19 protein-coding genes are annotated in these 16,263 nt (G+C 59.1%); 3 read left to right on the top strand and 16 right to left on the bottom strand.

Annotation, left to right across the window (positions count from 1 at the left end; translation table 11 throughout):
• The first annotated feature begins 3 nt into the window (after positions 1 to 3).
• Both FPT12_RS07725 and FPT12_RS07730 read left to right on the top strand, forming a co-directional pair.
• Positions 4 to 669, top strand: coding sequence for an HD domain-containing protein (locus tag FPT12_RS07725; protein WP_145015458.1), 666 nt, complete (start codon positions 4 to 6; stop codon positions 667 to 669).
• Positions 670 to 781: 112 nt separating this feature from the next.
• Complete coding sequence (locus tag FPT12_RS07730) at positions 782 to 2,002, top strand: MFS transporter (RefSeq protein WP_145015460.1); 1,221 nt, start codon at positions 782 to 784, stop codon at positions 2,000 to 2,002.
• A gap of 21 nt (positions 2,003 to 2,023) precedes the next feature.
• Here the strand turns inward: FPT12_RS07730 and FPT12_RS07735 are convergent, their stop codons facing one another.
• The 4 genes from FPT12_RS07735 to FPT12_RS07750 all read right to left on the bottom strand — a co-directional run bounded on the left by FPT12_RS07735 (position 2,024) and on the right by FPT12_RS07750 (position 5,165).
• A complete protein-coding gene (locus FPT12_RS07735; RefSeq protein ID WP_145015462.1) occupies positions 2,024 to 2,584 on the bottom strand; it encodes a DUF1285 domain-containing protein in 561 nt (186 codons plus the stop codon).
• A gap of 17 nt (positions 2,585 to 2,601) precedes the next feature.
• Positions 2,602 to 3,207, bottom strand: a complete 606-nt coding sequence (locus FPT12_RS07740; protein WP_145015464.1) for a DUF4823 domain-containing protein — start codon at positions 3,205 to 3,207, stop codon at positions 2,602 to 2,604.
• A 210-nt stretch (positions 3,208 to 3,417) separates the two neighbouring features.
• Positions 3,418 to 4,386, bottom strand: a complete 969-nt coding sequence (locus tag FPT12_RS07745) for a GTP 3',8-cyclase MoaA (RefSeq protein WP_145015466.1) — start codon at positions 4,384 to 4,386, stop codon at positions 3,418 to 3,420.
• A gap of 140 nt (positions 4,387 to 4,526) precedes the next feature.
• The gene (locus FPT12_RS07750; protein ID WP_019689364.1) at positions 4,527 to 5,165 is read right to left on the bottom strand and encodes a TetR/AcrR family transcriptional regulator; all 639 of its coding nucleotides are present in this window, start codon (positions 5,163 to 5,165) and stop codon (positions 4,527 to 4,529) included.
• Positions 5,166 to 5,244: 79 nt separating this feature from the next.
• Between FPT12_RS07750 and FPT12_RS07755 the strand changes: the two genes are divergently transcribed.
• On the top strand, positions 5,245 to 6,378 hold the full coding sequence (locus FPT12_RS07755) for an aminotransferase class V-fold PLP-dependent enzyme (RefSeq protein WP_145015468.1): 1,134 nt from the start codon (positions 5,245 to 5,247) through the stop codon (positions 6,376 to 6,378).
• Between the two features lie 239 nt (positions 6,379 to 6,617).
• Here the strand turns inward: FPT12_RS07755 and FPT12_RS07760 are convergent, their stop codons facing one another.
• The 12 genes from FPT12_RS07760 to rpmF form a co-directional block, all read right to left on the bottom strand.
• On the bottom strand, positions 6,618 to 7,406 hold the full coding sequence (locus FPT12_RS07760) for a TatD family hydrolase (RefSeq protein ID WP_145015470.1): 789 nt from the start codon (positions 7,404 to 7,406) through the stop codon (positions 6,618 to 6,620).
• A 12-nt stretch (positions 7,407 to 7,418) separates the two neighbouring features.
• Positions 7,419 to 7,775 carry a PilZ domain-containing protein gene (locus tag FPT12_RS07765; RefSeq protein WP_145015472.1) on the bottom strand — a complete coding sequence of 119 codons (357 nt, stop codon included), beginning with the start codon at positions 7,773 to 7,775 and terminating at the stop codon, positions 7,419 to 7,421.
• 42 nt (positions 7,776 to 7,817) lie between these two features.
• Positions 7,818 to 8,804 carry a DNA polymerase III subunit delta' gene (locus FPT12_RS07770; protein ID WP_145015473.1) on the bottom strand — a complete coding sequence of 329 codons (987 nt, stop codon included), beginning with the start codon at positions 8,802 to 8,804 and terminating at the stop codon, positions 7,818 to 7,820.
• On the bottom strand, positions 8,797 to 9,429 hold the full coding sequence (tmk, locus tag FPT12_RS07775) for a dTMP kinase (RefSeq protein ID WP_145015475.1): 633 nt from the start codon (positions 9,427 to 9,429) through the stop codon (positions 8,797 to 8,799). Before tmk ends, FPT12_RS07770 begins: the two co-directional genes overlap by 8 nt.
• A 19-nt stretch (positions 9,430 to 9,448) precedes the next feature.
• Positions 9,449 to 10,636 (bottom strand): endolytic transglycosylase MltG, encoded by a 1,188-nt coding sequence (mltG, locus tag FPT12_RS07780; protein WP_145015477.1) that lies wholly within the window; start codon positions 10,634 to 10,636, stop codon positions 9,449 to 9,451.
• A 3-nt stretch (positions 10,637 to 10,639) separates the two neighbouring features.
• On the bottom strand, positions 10,640 to 11,455 hold the full coding sequence (gene pabC / locus FPT12_RS07785) for an aminodeoxychorismate lyase (RefSeq protein ID WP_145015479.1): 816 nt from the start codon (positions 11,453 to 11,455) through the stop codon (positions 10,640 to 10,642).
• Entirely contained in the window at positions 11,455 to 12,699 is a 1,245-nt protein-coding gene (fabF, locus tag FPT12_RS07790; protein WP_145015481.1) for a beta-ketoacyl-ACP synthase II, read from the bottom strand. Before fabF ends, pabC begins: the two co-directional genes overlap by 1 nt.
• Positions 12,700 to 12,809: 110 nt before the next feature.
• Positions 12,810 to 13,046, bottom strand: a complete 237-nt coding sequence (acpP, locus tag FPT12_RS07795) for an acyl carrier protein (protein ID WP_003175607.1) — start codon at positions 13,044 to 13,046, stop codon at positions 12,810 to 12,812.
• A gap of 197 nt (positions 13,047 to 13,243) precedes the next feature.
• Positions 13,244 to 13,984 carry a 3-oxoacyl-ACP reductase FabG gene (gene fabG, locus FPT12_RS07800; protein ID WP_019689355.1) on the bottom strand — a complete coding sequence of 247 codons (741 nt, stop codon included), beginning with the start codon at positions 13,982 to 13,984 and terminating at the stop codon, positions 13,244 to 13,246.
• A gap of 17 nt (positions 13,985 to 14,001) precedes the next feature.
• The gene (gene fabD / locus FPT12_RS07805) at positions 14,002 to 14,940 is read right to left on the bottom strand and encodes an ACP S-malonyltransferase (protein ID WP_145015483.1); all 939 of its coding nucleotides are present in this window, start codon (positions 14,938 to 14,940) and stop codon (positions 14,002 to 14,004) included.
• A 126-nt stretch (positions 14,941 to 15,066) separates the two neighbouring features.
• A complete protein-coding gene (gene plsX / locus FPT12_RS07810) occupies positions 15,067 to 16,077 on the bottom strand; it encodes a phosphate acyltransferase PlsX (RefSeq protein WP_145015485.1) in 1,011 nt (336 codons plus the stop codon).
• A gap of 3 nt (positions 16,078 to 16,080) precedes the next feature.
• Positions 16,081 to 16,263 carry a 50S ribosomal protein L32 gene (gene rpmF / locus FPT12_RS07815; protein ID WP_003179396.1) on the bottom strand — a complete coding sequence of 61 codons (183 nt, stop codon included), beginning with the start codon at positions 16,261 to 16,263 and terminating at the stop codon, positions 16,081 to 16,083.

The following is a 16,263-nucleotide window of genomic DNA, read 5'->3' on the forward strand; positions in this document are numbered from 1 at the left end:
GTTATGAGCCTCGTTGCCTTCGCCCCACTGCAAAACCTCGCCTCAACCTTGCTGCCCCATGCGCTGGAGCCGTCCGAGGATGGCGCCCATGATCTGTCGCACTTGCAACGGGTGTGGTGCAACGTTCAACGGATTCAAACCGAAGAAGGCGGTGACCTTGAAGTGCTGCTGGCAGCAGTGTTACTGCACGACTGTGTGGCGGTGGAAAAAAACTCGCCGCTGCGTGCTCAGGCCTCACGGTTGGCAGCAGAAAAAGCCTCGCTAATCCTGAATCAGTTGAATTGGCCCGAACACAAAGCGGCGGCAGCCGCTCACGCCATCGAAGCCCACAGTTTTTCAGCAAACATTCAGCCGACAACCCTGGAAGCAAAAATCCTCCAGGACGCCGATCGCCTCGACTCGCTAGGCATGCTCGGTGTTGCCCGCACGTTTTACATCGCCGGGCGCATGGGCAGCACGCTCTATGATCCACGGGATCCCACGGCGACATCTCGAGAGTACGACGACAAGCGCTTCTGCCTCGACCATTTCCAGACCAAGCTCTTGCACTTGGCCAACGGCTTCCAGACGCCGACTGGCAAGCGCTTGGCCCAACGACGCCACGAGCGTCTGAAGCGCTTCATGGACGAGTTCATCGAGGAGATCGGTTTACCGTCCAGTGCCGTCTGAAGCCATTATTCCGCCTTCAGCTAACCCTGAAATCGCTAACCACAGAACATACGCCACGACCGCCTGTGTTAGATAAGTCACCGATAAACCCTATAGGTAAAGAGACTTGTCCATGCCCAGTCGCAATACCCCGGACACCGCCGTTTCAGGAAAACTGTTTGGTCTGTTCTGCCTCGCCAGTTACCTGCTTTCACTGTCCTACGGCTCGACCTTTTTGCTCTCGCTGCTGATCAGTTCACGTGGAGGTAATGAGCATGATGCCGGCAGCGTGATCTCGGCGGCGATGCTCAGCACGTTCGCGGCGGTGATCCTGTCGGGACACTTGTCGGACCTGCTCGGCGCTGCCCGTTCGATTGCCGTGTTCGGCGGCTTGCTGGTACTTGCCAGCCTGGGCTTTGCCCTGACCCCGGGTTTCGGCAATGCCCTGCTGTTTTTCGGCCTAACGCTGGGGCTGGGTTGGGGCGTGTTTTACACCTTGGGGCCGATTATCGTGGCGATGCTGGTCGCGCCCGCACAACGTGCCAGGTACTTCGCGCTGCTCTCGGGCAGCATGATGACTGGCATCGGCTCGGGACCATTGCTCGGGCGTGCGGCCAGCGCCCTGGGTTACCCGTTGACCAGCGCATTTTATCTCGCCGCACTGGCGAGCCTGATCGGCGCGCTGCTGTTCTGGCATTTGGGAGTCGCGCTCAAACAGCGTCCGAATCAATTGGGCACCGCGGCAGTTTCACGGATTTCCTGGACCGCCGCCGTGCGAGTAATGTCATCCAAAGCGCTGTTTCCCATCGTCATGGTCGGCCTTGGCGGCTGCGTGTTTGGGGGGCTGTCGAGTTTCCAGACCAGCTATGCCGCGTCCCGTTCACTGGACTATTCTCTGTTCTTTCTCGGTTTCATGAGCGCTGCGATTACCAGCCGAATGCTGATCGCCAGCTTCGTGGTCAAGCGCGATCCCTATTGGGCATCCTGCATTTTGTCGGGACTGATGGTGGTGTCGATTCTGATGTTCCGCTTCGTGGTCGACGATGCCTTCACTTACCTGATGGCCGCCGTTGTGTTGGGCGTCGGTTATGGGCTGACCTACTCGGTGATCAATGGCCTGGCCGCCAATGAAGCGCCGGCCGGCAACACCTCGCAAGCCTTGTTGCTGTTCAGCCTCGGGTACTTCGTGGGCGTGTTTGGTTTTCCCTTGCTGGCCGGCAAGATCATCGTCGAGCAAGGTCTGCCGACACTATTGCTCACGGTGCTGGCGGTGGCGCTGCTGAACTGGTCGATTTCCGTTGGCCGCCTGCTGTGGCGGTGGGTAACTGCCAACAAGGTGCTGCAAGAGGCATAGATCAAACCCGGGCGCTGGCGATCAAGGCTCAAGCCCGATGCGGAAGAATTCACCACCGCTCCACACACCCAACCAGCGCTGCCCGTCGATCTCGCGTGCCACCGCCAGCTCGACCAACTGATAAAACACGTTGCGATGAATTAGCGCCTCAAGGTTGGTGCGTACATGCACGTAGGGCGCTGGCTCCTCGGTCAGCGGATCGATCACCACCCGCAACGGATGCTCGGCACCCGCCTCGGCCTGCTCATCAACATTGGTGGTGAAGCGCAACCGCTGGGCCTCACCCTCGTCTTCGACCTCCAGCGTCACGGCAATGAAAGGCGCGTCATCGACCTTGATTCCGACCTTCTCGACCGGAGTAATCAGGAAGTAATCATCGCCGTCGCGGCGAATGATGGTGGAAAACAGCTTGACCATCGGCTTGCGCCCGATCGGCGTGCCCAGGTAATACCAGGTACCGTCGCGTGCGATGCGCATGTCGATATCGCCGCAGAACTCGGGGTTCCACAAATGGACCGGTGGCAAGCCTTTGGACTTGGGGATTTGCCCCAACAGATCATTAGCTTTTTGCGGACCATTCATGCTGCTCTCCTGGTGAGTTACTGATCGCTCATGCCCAGCAGGCTACGAGCGTATTGCGCAAGCGGCTGAGCGATCAAGTCTTCTGGCTTGTTGTCGTGGAACGTCAGTAAACCGCCACGACTCTTGATTCGTGCAGTATCGATCAAATACTGGGTGCTGGTCTCGATCAGCATGATCTGAATCACTCCACTGTCGAGCCCCAGGCGATCCACGGCGCCCTGATCGAGCAATTCATCCGAGTTGCCGATACGGTCGTCGGCCTGGGCAAAACGGGTGTAGAGCAGGTAATGCGCGCCAGCCGCGCGCGCCTCCCCCATAGCGGTGTCGAGACCTTCGGGAGCGCGAGCACGGCGAACCATCGGGAAATATTCGATGAAGCCGTTGAAGGCTTCTTCAGCGACTACGTTCGGTCGCGGATAGGCACTGCCCGGCGGCGCAAAAGCGCCTTGAGCGATGTAGATAAACGAGTCCGGCTGAATGCGCAGATTATTCACGCGACGGCTGTCGCTGTGATCGAGCAGACCAGAGTCGCTCATGTGGTAGCGAACCCCTTCGCCCATGTCGCTGACATTCATGCAGCCGCCAAGCGCCAAAAAGGCCAGCAGCAAAACCAGGCTACGCATCCTATCCTCCAGAGGCCGGTGACGGAAAACCGGCGAATGTCGGCAGGATGCAGCTTCCGCGCCAGCTCATGAACTGTGGTGTGTCAGATGGTTTTCAGGGGATTAGGAGATCGCTATCGCGGGCAAGCCTTGCTCCTACAAACTTAGTGTCGATCACCAAATTGTGGGACCACACAAATCCGAGCAAAGCTTGCTCGCGATGAGGCCAGGCTAGCCCCCGATAATCTTCATGATTGTTGCGCCACCAGAGAACGCCACTTCCTGCTTGTCTCCCAGAGCTTTCACCAGCAGGCGCTGGAGCGCCGGCAACGCTTGATGACGGGGCTTGTCCAGCAAGTCACCGACATAGTGACGGTTACTCGATGACAGGCAGCCATGCAGCCAGCCAGTGGAGGACAGCCGCAAACGTGAGCATGTGCGACAGAACGGCACGCTTTCATTGGCGATCACGCCGAAATAGCCGCGCCCCGGAATTTCGTAACGCACCGCCGTGGCATCCACCGGCGCGTCGGCCTGCAGGTACTCATAGCGCTCACCGATCTGGCTCAGCAACTGCTTGAGGCTGACAAACTGCTGCAGGAATGCATTCGAGTCGCTGGCAAGATGCCCCATGCGCATCAGCTCGATGAAGCGCAATTCATAACCGCGCTCCAGGCAATAATCGAGCAGCGGCATCACTTGATCGAGGTTCTGCCCGCGCAACGGCACCATGTTGACCTTGATCTTGATGCCTGCTGCGCGAGCCTGGTCCATGCCGCTGAGCACGGTCGCCAGATCGCCGCCGCGCGCAATGCTGCGGAACGCATCGGCGTCCAGGGTATCGAGGGAAACGTTGATCCGCCGAATGCCGGCGTCCACCAGCAAGGGCAGTTTCTTCGCCAGCAACTGACCATTGGTGGTCAGGCTGATGTCGGCAAGGCCCATCTGCCCGACAGCCGTCATGAAGGTTTCCAGCTTCGGGCTCACCAGCGGCTCGCCACCGGTGATCCGCAATCGCTCGATGCCCGCAGCTTCGATCAGGTAGGCAACGCCGCGCGCCATGGCCTCGGCCGACAGTTCATCCTGCGCAGCCACCAGTCGCTTGCCATTGGGCACGCAATAGGTACAGGCGTAGTTGCAGGCGGAGGTCAGACTGACCCGCAAATTGCGGAACTGTCTGCCTTGTCGATCAACGATCATGGATCACTCCGGCGGAAGTAGATTCGGAAGCGCTAAAACTTGACTCACAAATCAAGTTTTAGCAATACCTAAGCCTGAGTATATTCCTGGGGCACTGCGCCATACAGAGAAAACATGGCGCAATAAGGCATCTGAATGGTTCAGCTGCTCGGCGTGTCGGTATCGCGCTTGCGCTTGTTGCCCATGCGCACACCGATGTCCATCAGGAACTGGAAGAAACCTTCCTGATCTTCCAGCACATTGCTCCAGAACGGCGAGTGATACAGCGCGACAGCGCCGTGCACCAGCGCCCAGGATGCGCAGTAGTGGAAGTACGGCGGCACGTCTTCAAGCTTGCCTTCGCTGATGCGGCCCTTGATCAACAAGGTCAGGCGTTCGAAGTTGGAGGCGCGAATCTTGTGCAACTCCTCGACCATCTCCGGCACCTGATTGCCCTTGACCACCTTCTCTTCCAGACGATCGAACAACCGGTAACGTTGTGGATCGCGCATGCGGAATTCGAAGTAGGCCCGAGACAGGGCTTCCTTGTCCTTATCGACATCGGCAGAGTGCAGCAGCTCGTTCAGGTCACGCTCGTAATCGAGCATCAGGCGCAGATAGATCTCCGCCTTGGACTTGAAGTGCTTGTAGATAGTGCCTTTGCCGATACCCACGGCATCAGCGATCATCTCGACGGTGACACTGTCTTCACCTTGTTCGAGGAACAGCTTGAGCGCGGTGTCGAGAATTTCTTGCTCGCGGCGACGAAACTCACGGACCTTACGAGGTTCTTTATGCATAAGAAAAGGTCTGTAGGGGTCAAAATACGAAGCCGCGTATTATGCCTAAATTGCGCCAAATTGCACGGATCATCCGACCATGACTATGTTTCTTGATGAATTTGTACAGGCTCCGGGCCTGCGTTATTTGAATCATGCAGCCGTTGCACCCTGGCCAAATCGCGCTGCCACGGCAGTAACACGCTTCGCTCAAGAGAACGTTTTACTGGGCGCGCGGGACTATTCGGACTGGATGACACTTGAACAACGGCTGCGTGAACGGCTGATGCGCCTGCTTAATGCACCGTCGACGGATGACATCGCGCTGGTCAAAAATACTTCTGAAGCATTGTCTTTTGTCGCCTTCGGACTGCCATGGCAAAGCGGCGACCAGATCGTCATCAGCGATGAAGAATTCCCTTCCAATCGCATCGTCTGGGAAGCATTGGCGGCACAAGGCGTGGAAGTGGTGCAGGCCAGCCTCACAGGCGATGACCCGGAAGGCGCCCTGCTGGCAGCCTGCGGACCGCGGACTCGCTTGATGTCGGTGAGCGCGGTGCAATTCGCCAGCGGCCTGCGCCTCGACCTGCAACGCCTGGGTGCCGGCTGCAAACAACAGAACGTGCTGTTTTGCATCGACGCCATCCAGCAACTGGGTGCCCTGCCCTTCGACGTCCAGAGCTATCAATGCGACTTCGCCATGGCCGACGGCCACAAATGGCTGCTCGGACCAGAAGGCCTGGGGGTGTTCTATGTGCGCAGCGAACTGCGTGAACAACTGAAACTGCACGAATTCGGCTGGCACATGCTCGAGCACATGGGCGATTACACTCGCACCGAATGGGAACCGGCCAAGAGTGCACGCCGCTTTGAATGCGGCAGCCCGAACATGCTCGGGGCGATGGCGCTGGAAGCCAGTCTGTCGTTATTGGAAGAAGTCGGCATGGAGCACGTCGCAGCACTGATCGCCGAGCGCGTGAAATGGCTGCAGGACGGCCTGAGCGCGATTCCCGGCGTCGTACTGCATAGCCCGCTGAATCCAGCCCGGCGCGGGGGGATTCTTTCGTTCAGTATCGACGGCATCGATAATCAGACTGTTTACGAGGCCCTGAAAGCTCAGCAGGTGGTCTGCATCCCGCGCGGCCCAGGCATTCGTTTTTCACCGCACTTCTACACCGAAAAGCGAGTGATCGACGAGACTGTCGCCATTGTCGCCTCGATCGCCAGGCAGTGAGAACTCAAGCGAAGTGCCTGTATTCCAAATATGTTTAAGAAACAGGTGGGGCAAACTGGACTCGGCGCAATAGTGATCAATACTTGAACTGTCGGCGTGACATCTCCCCCAAGTGTTGCGCCGATGAAGGTACCAAAGGACCGCGTACCTTTGTTTTACTCCTAATGGTCTTAACCCGGATTCACCCCCCAGAACCCGGGTTTTTTTTGCCTGCGATTTGAGCCAACGACCCACCCCTGTCAAATCGACTTGACATGCGCCAACGGAAACAGCCGCTTGAAGTTTTCCGTAGTCTGCTCGGCAAAGCGCTCATAGGACTCGCCGCGCAACATGGCCAGAAACTCCGCGACATCCCGCACGTACTGCGGAAGATTCGGCTTGCCGCGATGAGGAATTGGCGCCAGGTACGGCGAATCGGTTTCCACCAGCAGGCGGTCCGCCGGTACTTGCCGGGCCACATCGCGCAAGGCATCGGCATTGCGGAAAGTCACGATCCCCGACAACGAAATATAAAAACCCAGATCCAGTGCGGCCTTGGCCATGTCCCAGTCTTCGGTGAAGCAATGCAACACCCCGGCCTGCGGCAACGCTGCCTCACGCAGTAACGTCAGCGTGTCGGCGCGGGCGCCACGGGTATGGACAATCACCGGCTTGCCGGTCTGCCGGGCCGCTTGCAGGTGCAAACGGAAGGACTCCTGCTGCAACTCGGCCGCTTCTGGCTCGTAGTGGTAGTCCAGACCGGTTTCACCGATTGCCACCACCCGCGGATGATTGAGTTCCTGCAGCAGCCAGTCCAGCGCCGGCGCGGCGCCCGGCTGAACATCCAGTGGATGCACGCCCACCGAACAATCGACATCGTCGTAACGCTCGGCGAGGGCCTTGACGTCCTTGGCGTTGTCGACACTGACGCCGATACAAAGAAAGTGCCCGACCCCGCGCTGACGAGCAGCGGCAAGCGCAGCATCCAGCGAGCCGTCGTGTGCGGCGAGGTCGAGACGGTCAAGGTGACAATGGGAATCTACGAGCATAAAAGACGGCAACTACATCGTATGAGTGGGACGGTCGGACTTCAGGGTTCCGACCAGATAGGTTTCGATTCGGCTTCGGGCGGTGTCGTCGCCTTCATTGAACTGCACGCCGACACCGGCGGCGCGATTCCCCTGAGCACCTTTGGGGGTGATCCAGGTCACTGTACCGGCCACCGGAATTTTTTCCGGTTCATCCATCAAGTGCAGCAGCATGAATACCTCGTCGCCCAACTTGTAGCTTTTGTTGGTCGGGATAAACAGGCCGCCATTCTTGATGAACGGCATGTAGGCCGCATAAAGCACGGATTTGTCCTTGATGGTCAGGGACAGGATGCCGTTGCGCGGGCCCAGACTGACGAGTTCGTTCATGCTGACCTCCATGGCTGATGATCAGAGTCTAGGCGCAGAAGCTCACTTCGGGGCAGGCAAGGACACCCATTGCACCAGCAGTGCCTCCAGCAACAATGCCGGATTGAGGTTGGCCTTGCTCATCACTTTCTGTCGCTGGGCGAGAATCCAGTCCTGAATATTCAAGACTTTTTCCTGGGCGGTTTTCTGCGCAAGGTACTGAATCACTTTGCGCGTGTCCGCCAGGCCGAGCCCGGCTTCGTCCTGAGTCAGCTGATAACGCAGAATCAGGCTCGACCAGTCGCAGAACCAGTCGAACAGCTGCAACATCGGAATGGATTTCCACTCTTCGGCCAACTGCGTCGGCGACTGTTGCTGCTTGAGCAACTTCTTCACGCCCTCGACGACCAGCGCACGCTGCTCACGTACGCCCTGCCCTTGCAGCTTGACCGCCGCCAGCGGCGAACCTGCGGCCAGGGTCAACAGTTCGACACGCTCTTCTTCCGTGCAATCGGGCAAGGCCTTGGCCAGCCATTGCAGGCTCATGGCTTCGCTCGGCAACGGACAGGCCTGTTGCACGCAACGACTCTTGATGGTCGGCAGCAGGCGGCTGGTCTGGTGGCTGACCAGCAGCAACACGGTATCGCCCGAGGGTTCTTCGAGGCTTTTCAGCAAGGCGTTGGCTGCGTTGATGTTCATCGACTCGGTGGGCTCGATCAACACGACTTTGCGCCCGCCCATCTGCGCGGTCTGGACCACGAAGCTGACCAGATCACGCACCTGATCGACCTTGATCGCCTTGTCGGCCTCTTCAGGTTCCAGGATGTAGTTGTCGGGGTGGCTGCCGGCCTTGAGCAGCAGGCAGGATTTGCACTCGCCGCAGGCGCCTTCTGCGGTTGGACGCTGGCAGAGCAAACTGGCCATCAGCCGCTCGGCCAGCGCACGCTTGCCGATCCCGGCCGGGCCATGCAGCAAATAGGCGTGGGCGTGCTGGGCGCGACCGGCCAGTTGCTGCCAAAGGCTGTCTTGCCACGGATAGGCTTCAGCCACGGGCCAGCTCCAGCAGACGCGGCAGCAAAGCATCCAGCGACTGCTGAACCTGTGCCAACGGCTGCGAAGCGTCCACCAACAGGTAACGCGCCGGATCAGCCTCGGCGCGCTTCAGGAACGCGCTGCGCACCGCCTCGAAAAACACTCGCCCTTCAAGCTCGAACCGATCCAGCCGACCGCGAGCGCTGGCACGCGCCATGCCGATTTCAATCGGCAAGTCGAACACCAGCGTCAGGTCCGGGCGCAGATCGCCTTGAACGAAGGTTTCCAGGGTCGCGATACGCTCAAGCGACAATCCGCGACCACCGCCCTGATAGGCGTAAGTCGAATCGGTAAAGCGGTCACACAACACCACCGCGCCCCGCGCCAGCGCCGGGCGAATGACCTCGGACAGATGCTGCGCTCGCGCCGCAAACACCAGCAACAGCTCGGTATCCGGGTTCATGACCTCATCGACCGGAGCCAGCAGCACGTCGCGGATCCGCTCGGCCAGCGGCGTGCCGCCAGGCTCGCGAGTCAACACGACTTCGATACCCTTGGCGCGCAGACGCTCGGCCAGGTATTCACGATTGGTACTCTTGCCCGCGCCTTCCGGGCCTTCCAGAGTAATAAACAAGCCAGTCACAGGCAGTCCTTAGTCAGAGTCATTGCGGGCTTTGCGGCTCATCGGCACTCGGTGCCGGAGCGGCAGCCGGAGCCGGAGCCGGTTGCGATGACGGCAATTGCGGTATCGCCTCCGGAGCCGTGTCGGACGATGCCGGAGGAGTCGGTTGCGTATCAGGCGCCGCAGTTCCGTTGGCCGGCGCCGGGCTGGAACGGTAATCGGCGCGTCGTTTGATCTGGAACTCGCGCACAGCACTGTTGTGGGCATCCAGGTCGTCGGAGAACACGTGACTGCCATCACCACGCGCCACGAAATACAAACTGGTACCGGACACCGGATTCAGCGCCGCATGAATCGCCTCACGACCCACCATGGCAATCGGCGTTGGCGGCAACCCAGCGATCATATAGGTATTGTAGGGCGTCGGTTCTTTCAGGTGGGCGCGGGTCAACTTGCCGTTGTAGCGATCACCCAGGCCATAGATCACCGTCGGATCGGTTTGCAGCAACATGCCGATCTGCATGCGCCGCACGAACACCCCGGCAATCTGCCCTCGTTCTTGCGCCACACCGGTTTCCTTCTCGACCAGGGAGGCCATGATCAGCGCCTGATAGGGTTCGGTATAGGGTGCGTCGGGGGAGCGCTTGCTCCACTCTTTGGCGAGGACGTCGTCGAGGCGCTCGTATGCTTTTTCCAGCAGTTCGGCGTCCGTCATGCCCCGCACAAAACGATAGGTGTCCGGGAAAAACCGGCCCTCCGGAAACACTCCGGCGTGACCGAGCTTGTCCATCACATCGCTGTCGCTCAGCCCGGCAAGGGTTTGTTGGAGTTTGTCATTTTTTGCCAGCGCCGCACGGACCTGATGGAAGTTCCAGCCCTCGACCAGCGTCAGGCTGTACTGAACCACTTCACCGCGCTGCCAAAGACCGATCAAGCCCTGTGCGCTCATGCCCGGCAGCATGCGGTATTCGCCGCTGTGCAGCGGCTGCGCGGCAAGGTTCAAGCGCCAGTACAGGCGCAGCCAAAAGGCGTCCTGAAGCACACCGTCGGTTTCGAGGCGATTGAAGGTCCCCGACGGTGTCGCGCCGCTCGGTACATCCAGTAACTCTTCCTGAGTAATCTTGAGTGGCTGCTCCAGCGCCGAGTTGATCTTCCAGGCCGAAGCGCCCAGCAGTAGCCCTGCCAGAACCAGTCCGGTTTCCAGCAGCAGCAAGAATTTACGTCTCACGAATCAAGCATCCAGTAGCGCGCGGGCAATGCCTTGCAGTTTACGGGTGAGCGGCCCAACCGGCCAGCTCAGTGCAGAATAAGCGCGTACCGGCCAGATGCCGTACACGCTGTTGCAGACGAAAACTTCATCAGCCTGTTGCAGCTGATCAAGGCTGATGTCAGTGACATGCATGACAATCCCCAACCTCTTGGCCTGGGACAAGAGTTCGGCGCGCATCACTCCGGCAACGCCGCAACGACTCAGATCAGCCGTCAACAACGCGCCATCACGCACCAGGAACAGATTACTGAAAACACCCTCGATCACCCGCCCCTGAAGATCCAGCATCAAGCCTTCGGCGTGCTCGGTATCCTGCCATTCGGAACGGGCAATGACCTGTTCAAGACGATTGAGGTGCTTGAGGCCGGCGAGTAGCGGCTGCTCGGAAAGTCGGGTGGTGCAGGGAAACAGCCTGATACCTTGCTGCGCATGGACAGCAGGATAAGCCGCAGGAGGATTGCCTTGCAGAATACGGCGCGGCGACACCGAAGGATCGGCCGCGTAACCACGCTGGCTGTCGCCACGGGTCAGGATCAACTTGAGTACACCTTCGCCAAGGGCGGTGGCGTACGTCAGTAACTCACTGCGAATCAATGCGTGATCCGCGTTAATCGCCAAACGCGAGCAGCCATCGGCCAGACGACTCAAATGTCGATCCAGCAGCAATGGCTGCCCGCCTTTGACGGCAATGGTCTCGAACAGACCATCGCCATACGCCAGGCCGCGGTCTTTTAGCGACAGTGCGTCAGCCGGCTGACCGTCGACCCAGCTTTCCATCAATCGGCGAACCGGCGGAACACCAGCGAGCCATTGGTACCGCCAAAACCGAACGAGTTGGACAGCACCACATCGATCTTCGCGTCGCGCGCGGCGTGCGGCACGAAGTCGAGGTCGCAACCTTCATCCGGCTCATCAAGGTTGATGGTCGGCGGTGCCACCTGGCCGTTGATTGCCAGCACACTGAAAATCGCTTCAACCGCGCCCGCTGCACCCAGCAGGTGACCGGTCATGGACTTGGTCGAGCTGACCGCCAGCTTGTAGGCGTGATCGCCAAACACCGACTTGATGGCGCAGACTTCGGCGAGGTCGCCGGCCGAAGTCGACGTACCATGGGCGTTGATGTACTGGATCTGGTCGACGTTCAGCTTGGCGTCACGCAGCGCGTTGACGATGCAACGTGCAGCGCCTGCGCCATCGGCCGGCGGCGAGGTCATGTGGTACGCATCGCCACTCATGCCAAAGCCGATCAGCTCGGCGTAAATGGTCGCACCACGCGCCTTGGCGTGCTCCAGCTCTTCAAGCACCAACGCGCCGGCACCGTCGGACAACACGAAGCCATCACGGCCCTTGTCCCATGGACGGCTGGCGCGGGTCGGCTCGTCATTGCGGGTCGACAACGCACGAGCAGCACCAAAGCCACCCATGCCAAGACCGCAAGCGGCCATCTCGGCACCACCGGCAATCATCACGTCGGCTTCGCCGTAGGCAATATTGCGCGCCGCCATACCGATGCAGTGCGTACCGGTGGTACAGGCTGTCGAAATGGCGTAGTTGGGCCCCTGTGCACCCAGATGGATGGACAGGAAACCGGAAATCATATTGATGATCGAGCCCGGCACGAAAAACGGAGAAATCCGCCGTGGCCCCGAATCATGCAGCGTGCGGCTGGTTTCTTCGATATTGGTCAGACCGCCAATACCCGAGCCCATGGCCACGCCGATGCGTTCACGATTGGCGTCGGTGACTTCCAGGCCAGCGTTACGCACTGCCTGAAACCCTGCTGCCAGACCGTATTGAATGAACAGGTCGAGTTTGCGAGCTTCCTTGACCGACAGGTATTCCTCGACATTGAAGCCCTTTACCGAGCCGCCAAAACGGGTGGAATAGGCAGAAAGGTCGGTGTGTTCGATCAGACCAATGCCACTGCGGCCAGCCAGAATGCCCTGCCAGCTGCTCGGCACATCCGTGCCCAGTGGCGACAACATACCCATACCGGTGACTACGACGCGTCTACGCGACACAGCACTCTCCTTTTTTCAAATGACGACTTTGCATCAGGCCTAAAGGAAAAAACCGCACGCCGTGATGGCAGTGCGGTTTTTCCATGACAGCTAACAACGGCTACAAACTATTACGCCTGATGGCTAGTAACGTAGTCGATGGCAGCTTGTACAGTAGTGATCTTCTCAGCTTCTTCGTCAGGAATTTCGGTCTCGAATTCCTCTTCCAGAGCCATCACCAGCTCAACGGTGTCAAGGGAGTCGGCACCCAGGTCTTCAACGAAGGAAGCAGTGTTCACAACTTCTTCTTCTTTAACGCCCAGTTGCTCAGCAACGATTTTCTTGACGCGCTCTTCGATGGTGCTCATACCTTGTTTTCACTCCTAATGGACAAATTCAGGCAGCTGGCCAGTGGGTAAGTGTATAGAAAGGCTTTTCAGTTTTTCAACTGAAAGCTTCACTCCTCAAACCCTGACGACCCTCTGCCTATAAATAGATTGCAGCTTTATAACGGATTTTAGACAGCTCGTATGACATTTTTTTGAAGCAATCCGTCACATTTGAATTACATGTACATCCCGCCGTTCACCGGGATTGTAGCCCCAGTCACGTAAGCCGCACCGTCCGACGCAAGAAAAGCGACCACGGACGCGATCTCTTGAGCTTGCCCCAGACGGCCCAGCGGAATTTGCGCCTGCAAGGCTTCACGCTGCGCTTCTGGCAGTTCGCGGGTCATATCGGTATCGATGAACCCAGGGGCCACCGAGTTGACCGTAATCGAGCGCGAACCCACTTCACGCGCCAGAGCGCGGCTGAAACCTTCCAGACCTGCCTTGGCGGCCGCATAGTTTACTTGGCCTGCGTTGCCCATGGCACCCACAACCGAACCAATACTGATAATTCGTCCCCAGCGCGCCTTGGTCATGCCACGCAAAACACCCTTGGACAGGCGAAACAGGCTGTTCAGATTGGTATCGACGACATCATGCCACTCGTCATCTTTCATGCGCATCATCAGGTTATCACGGGTGATACCGGCATTATTCACCAGAATCGCCGGCGCACCGAACTGCTCCTGAATGCTCGCCAGCACGGCCGCTACGGACTCGTCGCTGGTGACATTGAGCTCAAGACCGGTGCCTTGAATGCCGTTTTCTTTCAGGGTTGCCGCGATGCGCTCAGCGCCCGAAGCAGAAGTCGCAGTACCCACCACGATAGCGCCCTGACGACCCAGTTCCAGTGCGATAGCCTGGCCAATACCACGGCTCGCGCCGGTAACCAGTGCAACTTTACCTTGCAGACTCATGCAGGCTTCTCCTAAGTTCAGGCCAACGCTGCACGAGCAGCAGCGAAAGCATCCGGGGTGTTCAGGTTAGAGGTCGACACGCCTTCGGCGCAGCGCTTGTTCAGGCCAGCCAGGACTTTGCCCGGACCGCATTCAACCAGTTGAGTAGCACCTTTGGCGGCCAGCGCCTGTACCGACTCAACCCAGCGAACAGGCTTGTAGAGCTGCTCGAGCAGATCGCGCTTGAGGGTTTCCAGGTCCGGCGCCACATCAGCGCTGACGTTCTGCACCAACGGGATTTGCGGAGCCTGCCAGTTGATTGCAGCAATCGACTCGGCAAAACGCTCGGCAGCCGGGCGCATCAGTTCGCAGTGCGACGGCACGCTGACCGGCAGCGGCATGGCGCGCTTGGCACCACGCGCCTTGCAGCCTTCAATGGCGCGCTCGACAGCCGCCTTGGCACCGGCGATTACCACCTGGCCCGGCGAGTTGAAGTTGACCGCACTGACGACTTCGCCTTGCGCCGCTTCGGCACAGGCAGCCAGCACATCAGCGTCGTCCAGACCGAGAATGGCAGCCATACCGCCCTGCCCGGCCGGCACCGCTTCCTGCATCAGTTGACCGCGACGCTCTACCAGCTTCACCGCGTCGCCCAGACTCAGGCTGCCGGCCGCGACCAGCGCGCTGTACTCACCCAGGCTATGACCGGCAACGTAAGCCGGACGTGCGCCGCCCTCAGCCAGCCACAGACGCCACAAGGCAATCGAAGCGGTGAGAATCGCCGGTTGGGTTTTGTCGGTTTGATTGAGCTGCTCTTCCGGCCCTTGCTGGGTCAGCGCCCACAGGTCGTAACCCAGAGCATCGGAAGCTTCTTTGAAAGTGTCGAGGATCAACGGATGTTGCGCGCCCAACTCGGCCAGCATGCCGAGGGACTGCGAACCCTGTCCTGGAAAGACGAATGCGAGGGAAGCAGACATGTAACAAGCCCCTAATGATCTTGTCGTCGGAGAATTGACGTCCTGTACTGCTGGACGCAAGAAACTGACAGTTGGATGGCTAATTGAACTGAGCGGTCACATTTAAGCATTGTCGGGCGAAAATGCCTAAAGCAACAAATCCTCGAGACGACCGTGAAGCCGCTGCGGGAGGTTCTCCTGAATCTCGATCAAGGCGCGCTGAATGGCACTCTGGAAGCCCTGCACACCGGCCGAACCGTGACTTTTAACGACGATCCCCTGCAAACCGAGGAAGCTTGCGCCATTATGTCGCGCAGGCGCCAGATCAGCCTGCAAGCGCCTCATCAACGGCAACGCCAAAGCCCCGACCATTCTCGACGCCAGGTTTTGCTTGAACAACGCCTCGATCCGCCCGGCAATCATGGTTGCCAGCCCTTCGCTGGATTTGAGCAGGATATTGCCGACAAAACCGTCGCAAACCACCACATCAGCCTCGCCGCGGTACACGCCATCCCCCTCGACGAAGCCGATGTAATTCAGCCCGCGAGCATTTTGCAGCAGCGTGGCCGCCAGCTTGACCTGTTGATTACCCTTGATGTCTTCGGTGCCGATGTTCAGCAACGCGACTTTCGGGCGAGCAATGCCCAGGGTTTCAGCCGCCACAGAGCCCATCACCGCGAACTGGAACAGGTGCTCGGCACTGCAATCGACATTCGCCCCCAGATCGAGCAACTGGCAATAACCACGCTGCGTCGGGATCGCCGCCACCATGGCCGGCCGATCGATACCCGGCAAGGTCTTGAGCACATAACGCGACAACGCCATCAGCGCACCGGTATTGCCGGCACTGACACAGGCCTGAACCTTGCCCTCACGCAACAACTCAAGCGCAACCCGCATCGAGGAGTCCGGCTTGCCGCGCAGGGCCTGGGAAGGCTTTTCGTCCATACCGATCACGTCGCTGGCCGGCACAATCGTCAGGCGCGCGCGATCCACAGCCGACTGGCTGGCGATCAATTCTTCTAAAAGGGAGGGTTGACCGACGAGGGTCAGGTACAACGAGGGCGTAGCAGACAGACAAGCAAGGCTTGCCTGAACAATGCTGCGGGGACCGAAGTCCCCGCCCATTGCGTCAATCGCGATGACTTGAGCGGACAAGGATTACTCGTCAGCGCCCTTGTCGATCACTTTACGGCCACGGTATACGCCTTCTGGCGATACGTGGTGACGCAGGTGAACTTCACCAGTGGTCTTTTCTACGGACAGGGTGCTTGCCTCGAGAGCATCGTGCGAACGACGCATGTCACGGGCGGAGCGGGATTTTTTGTTCTGCTGAACAGCCAT

The organism is Pseudomonas sp. H3(2019) (assembly GCF_007713465.1).
Taxonomy (GTDB): Bacteria; Pseudomonadota; Gammaproteobacteria; order Pseudomonadales; family Pseudomonadaceae; genus Aquipseudomonas.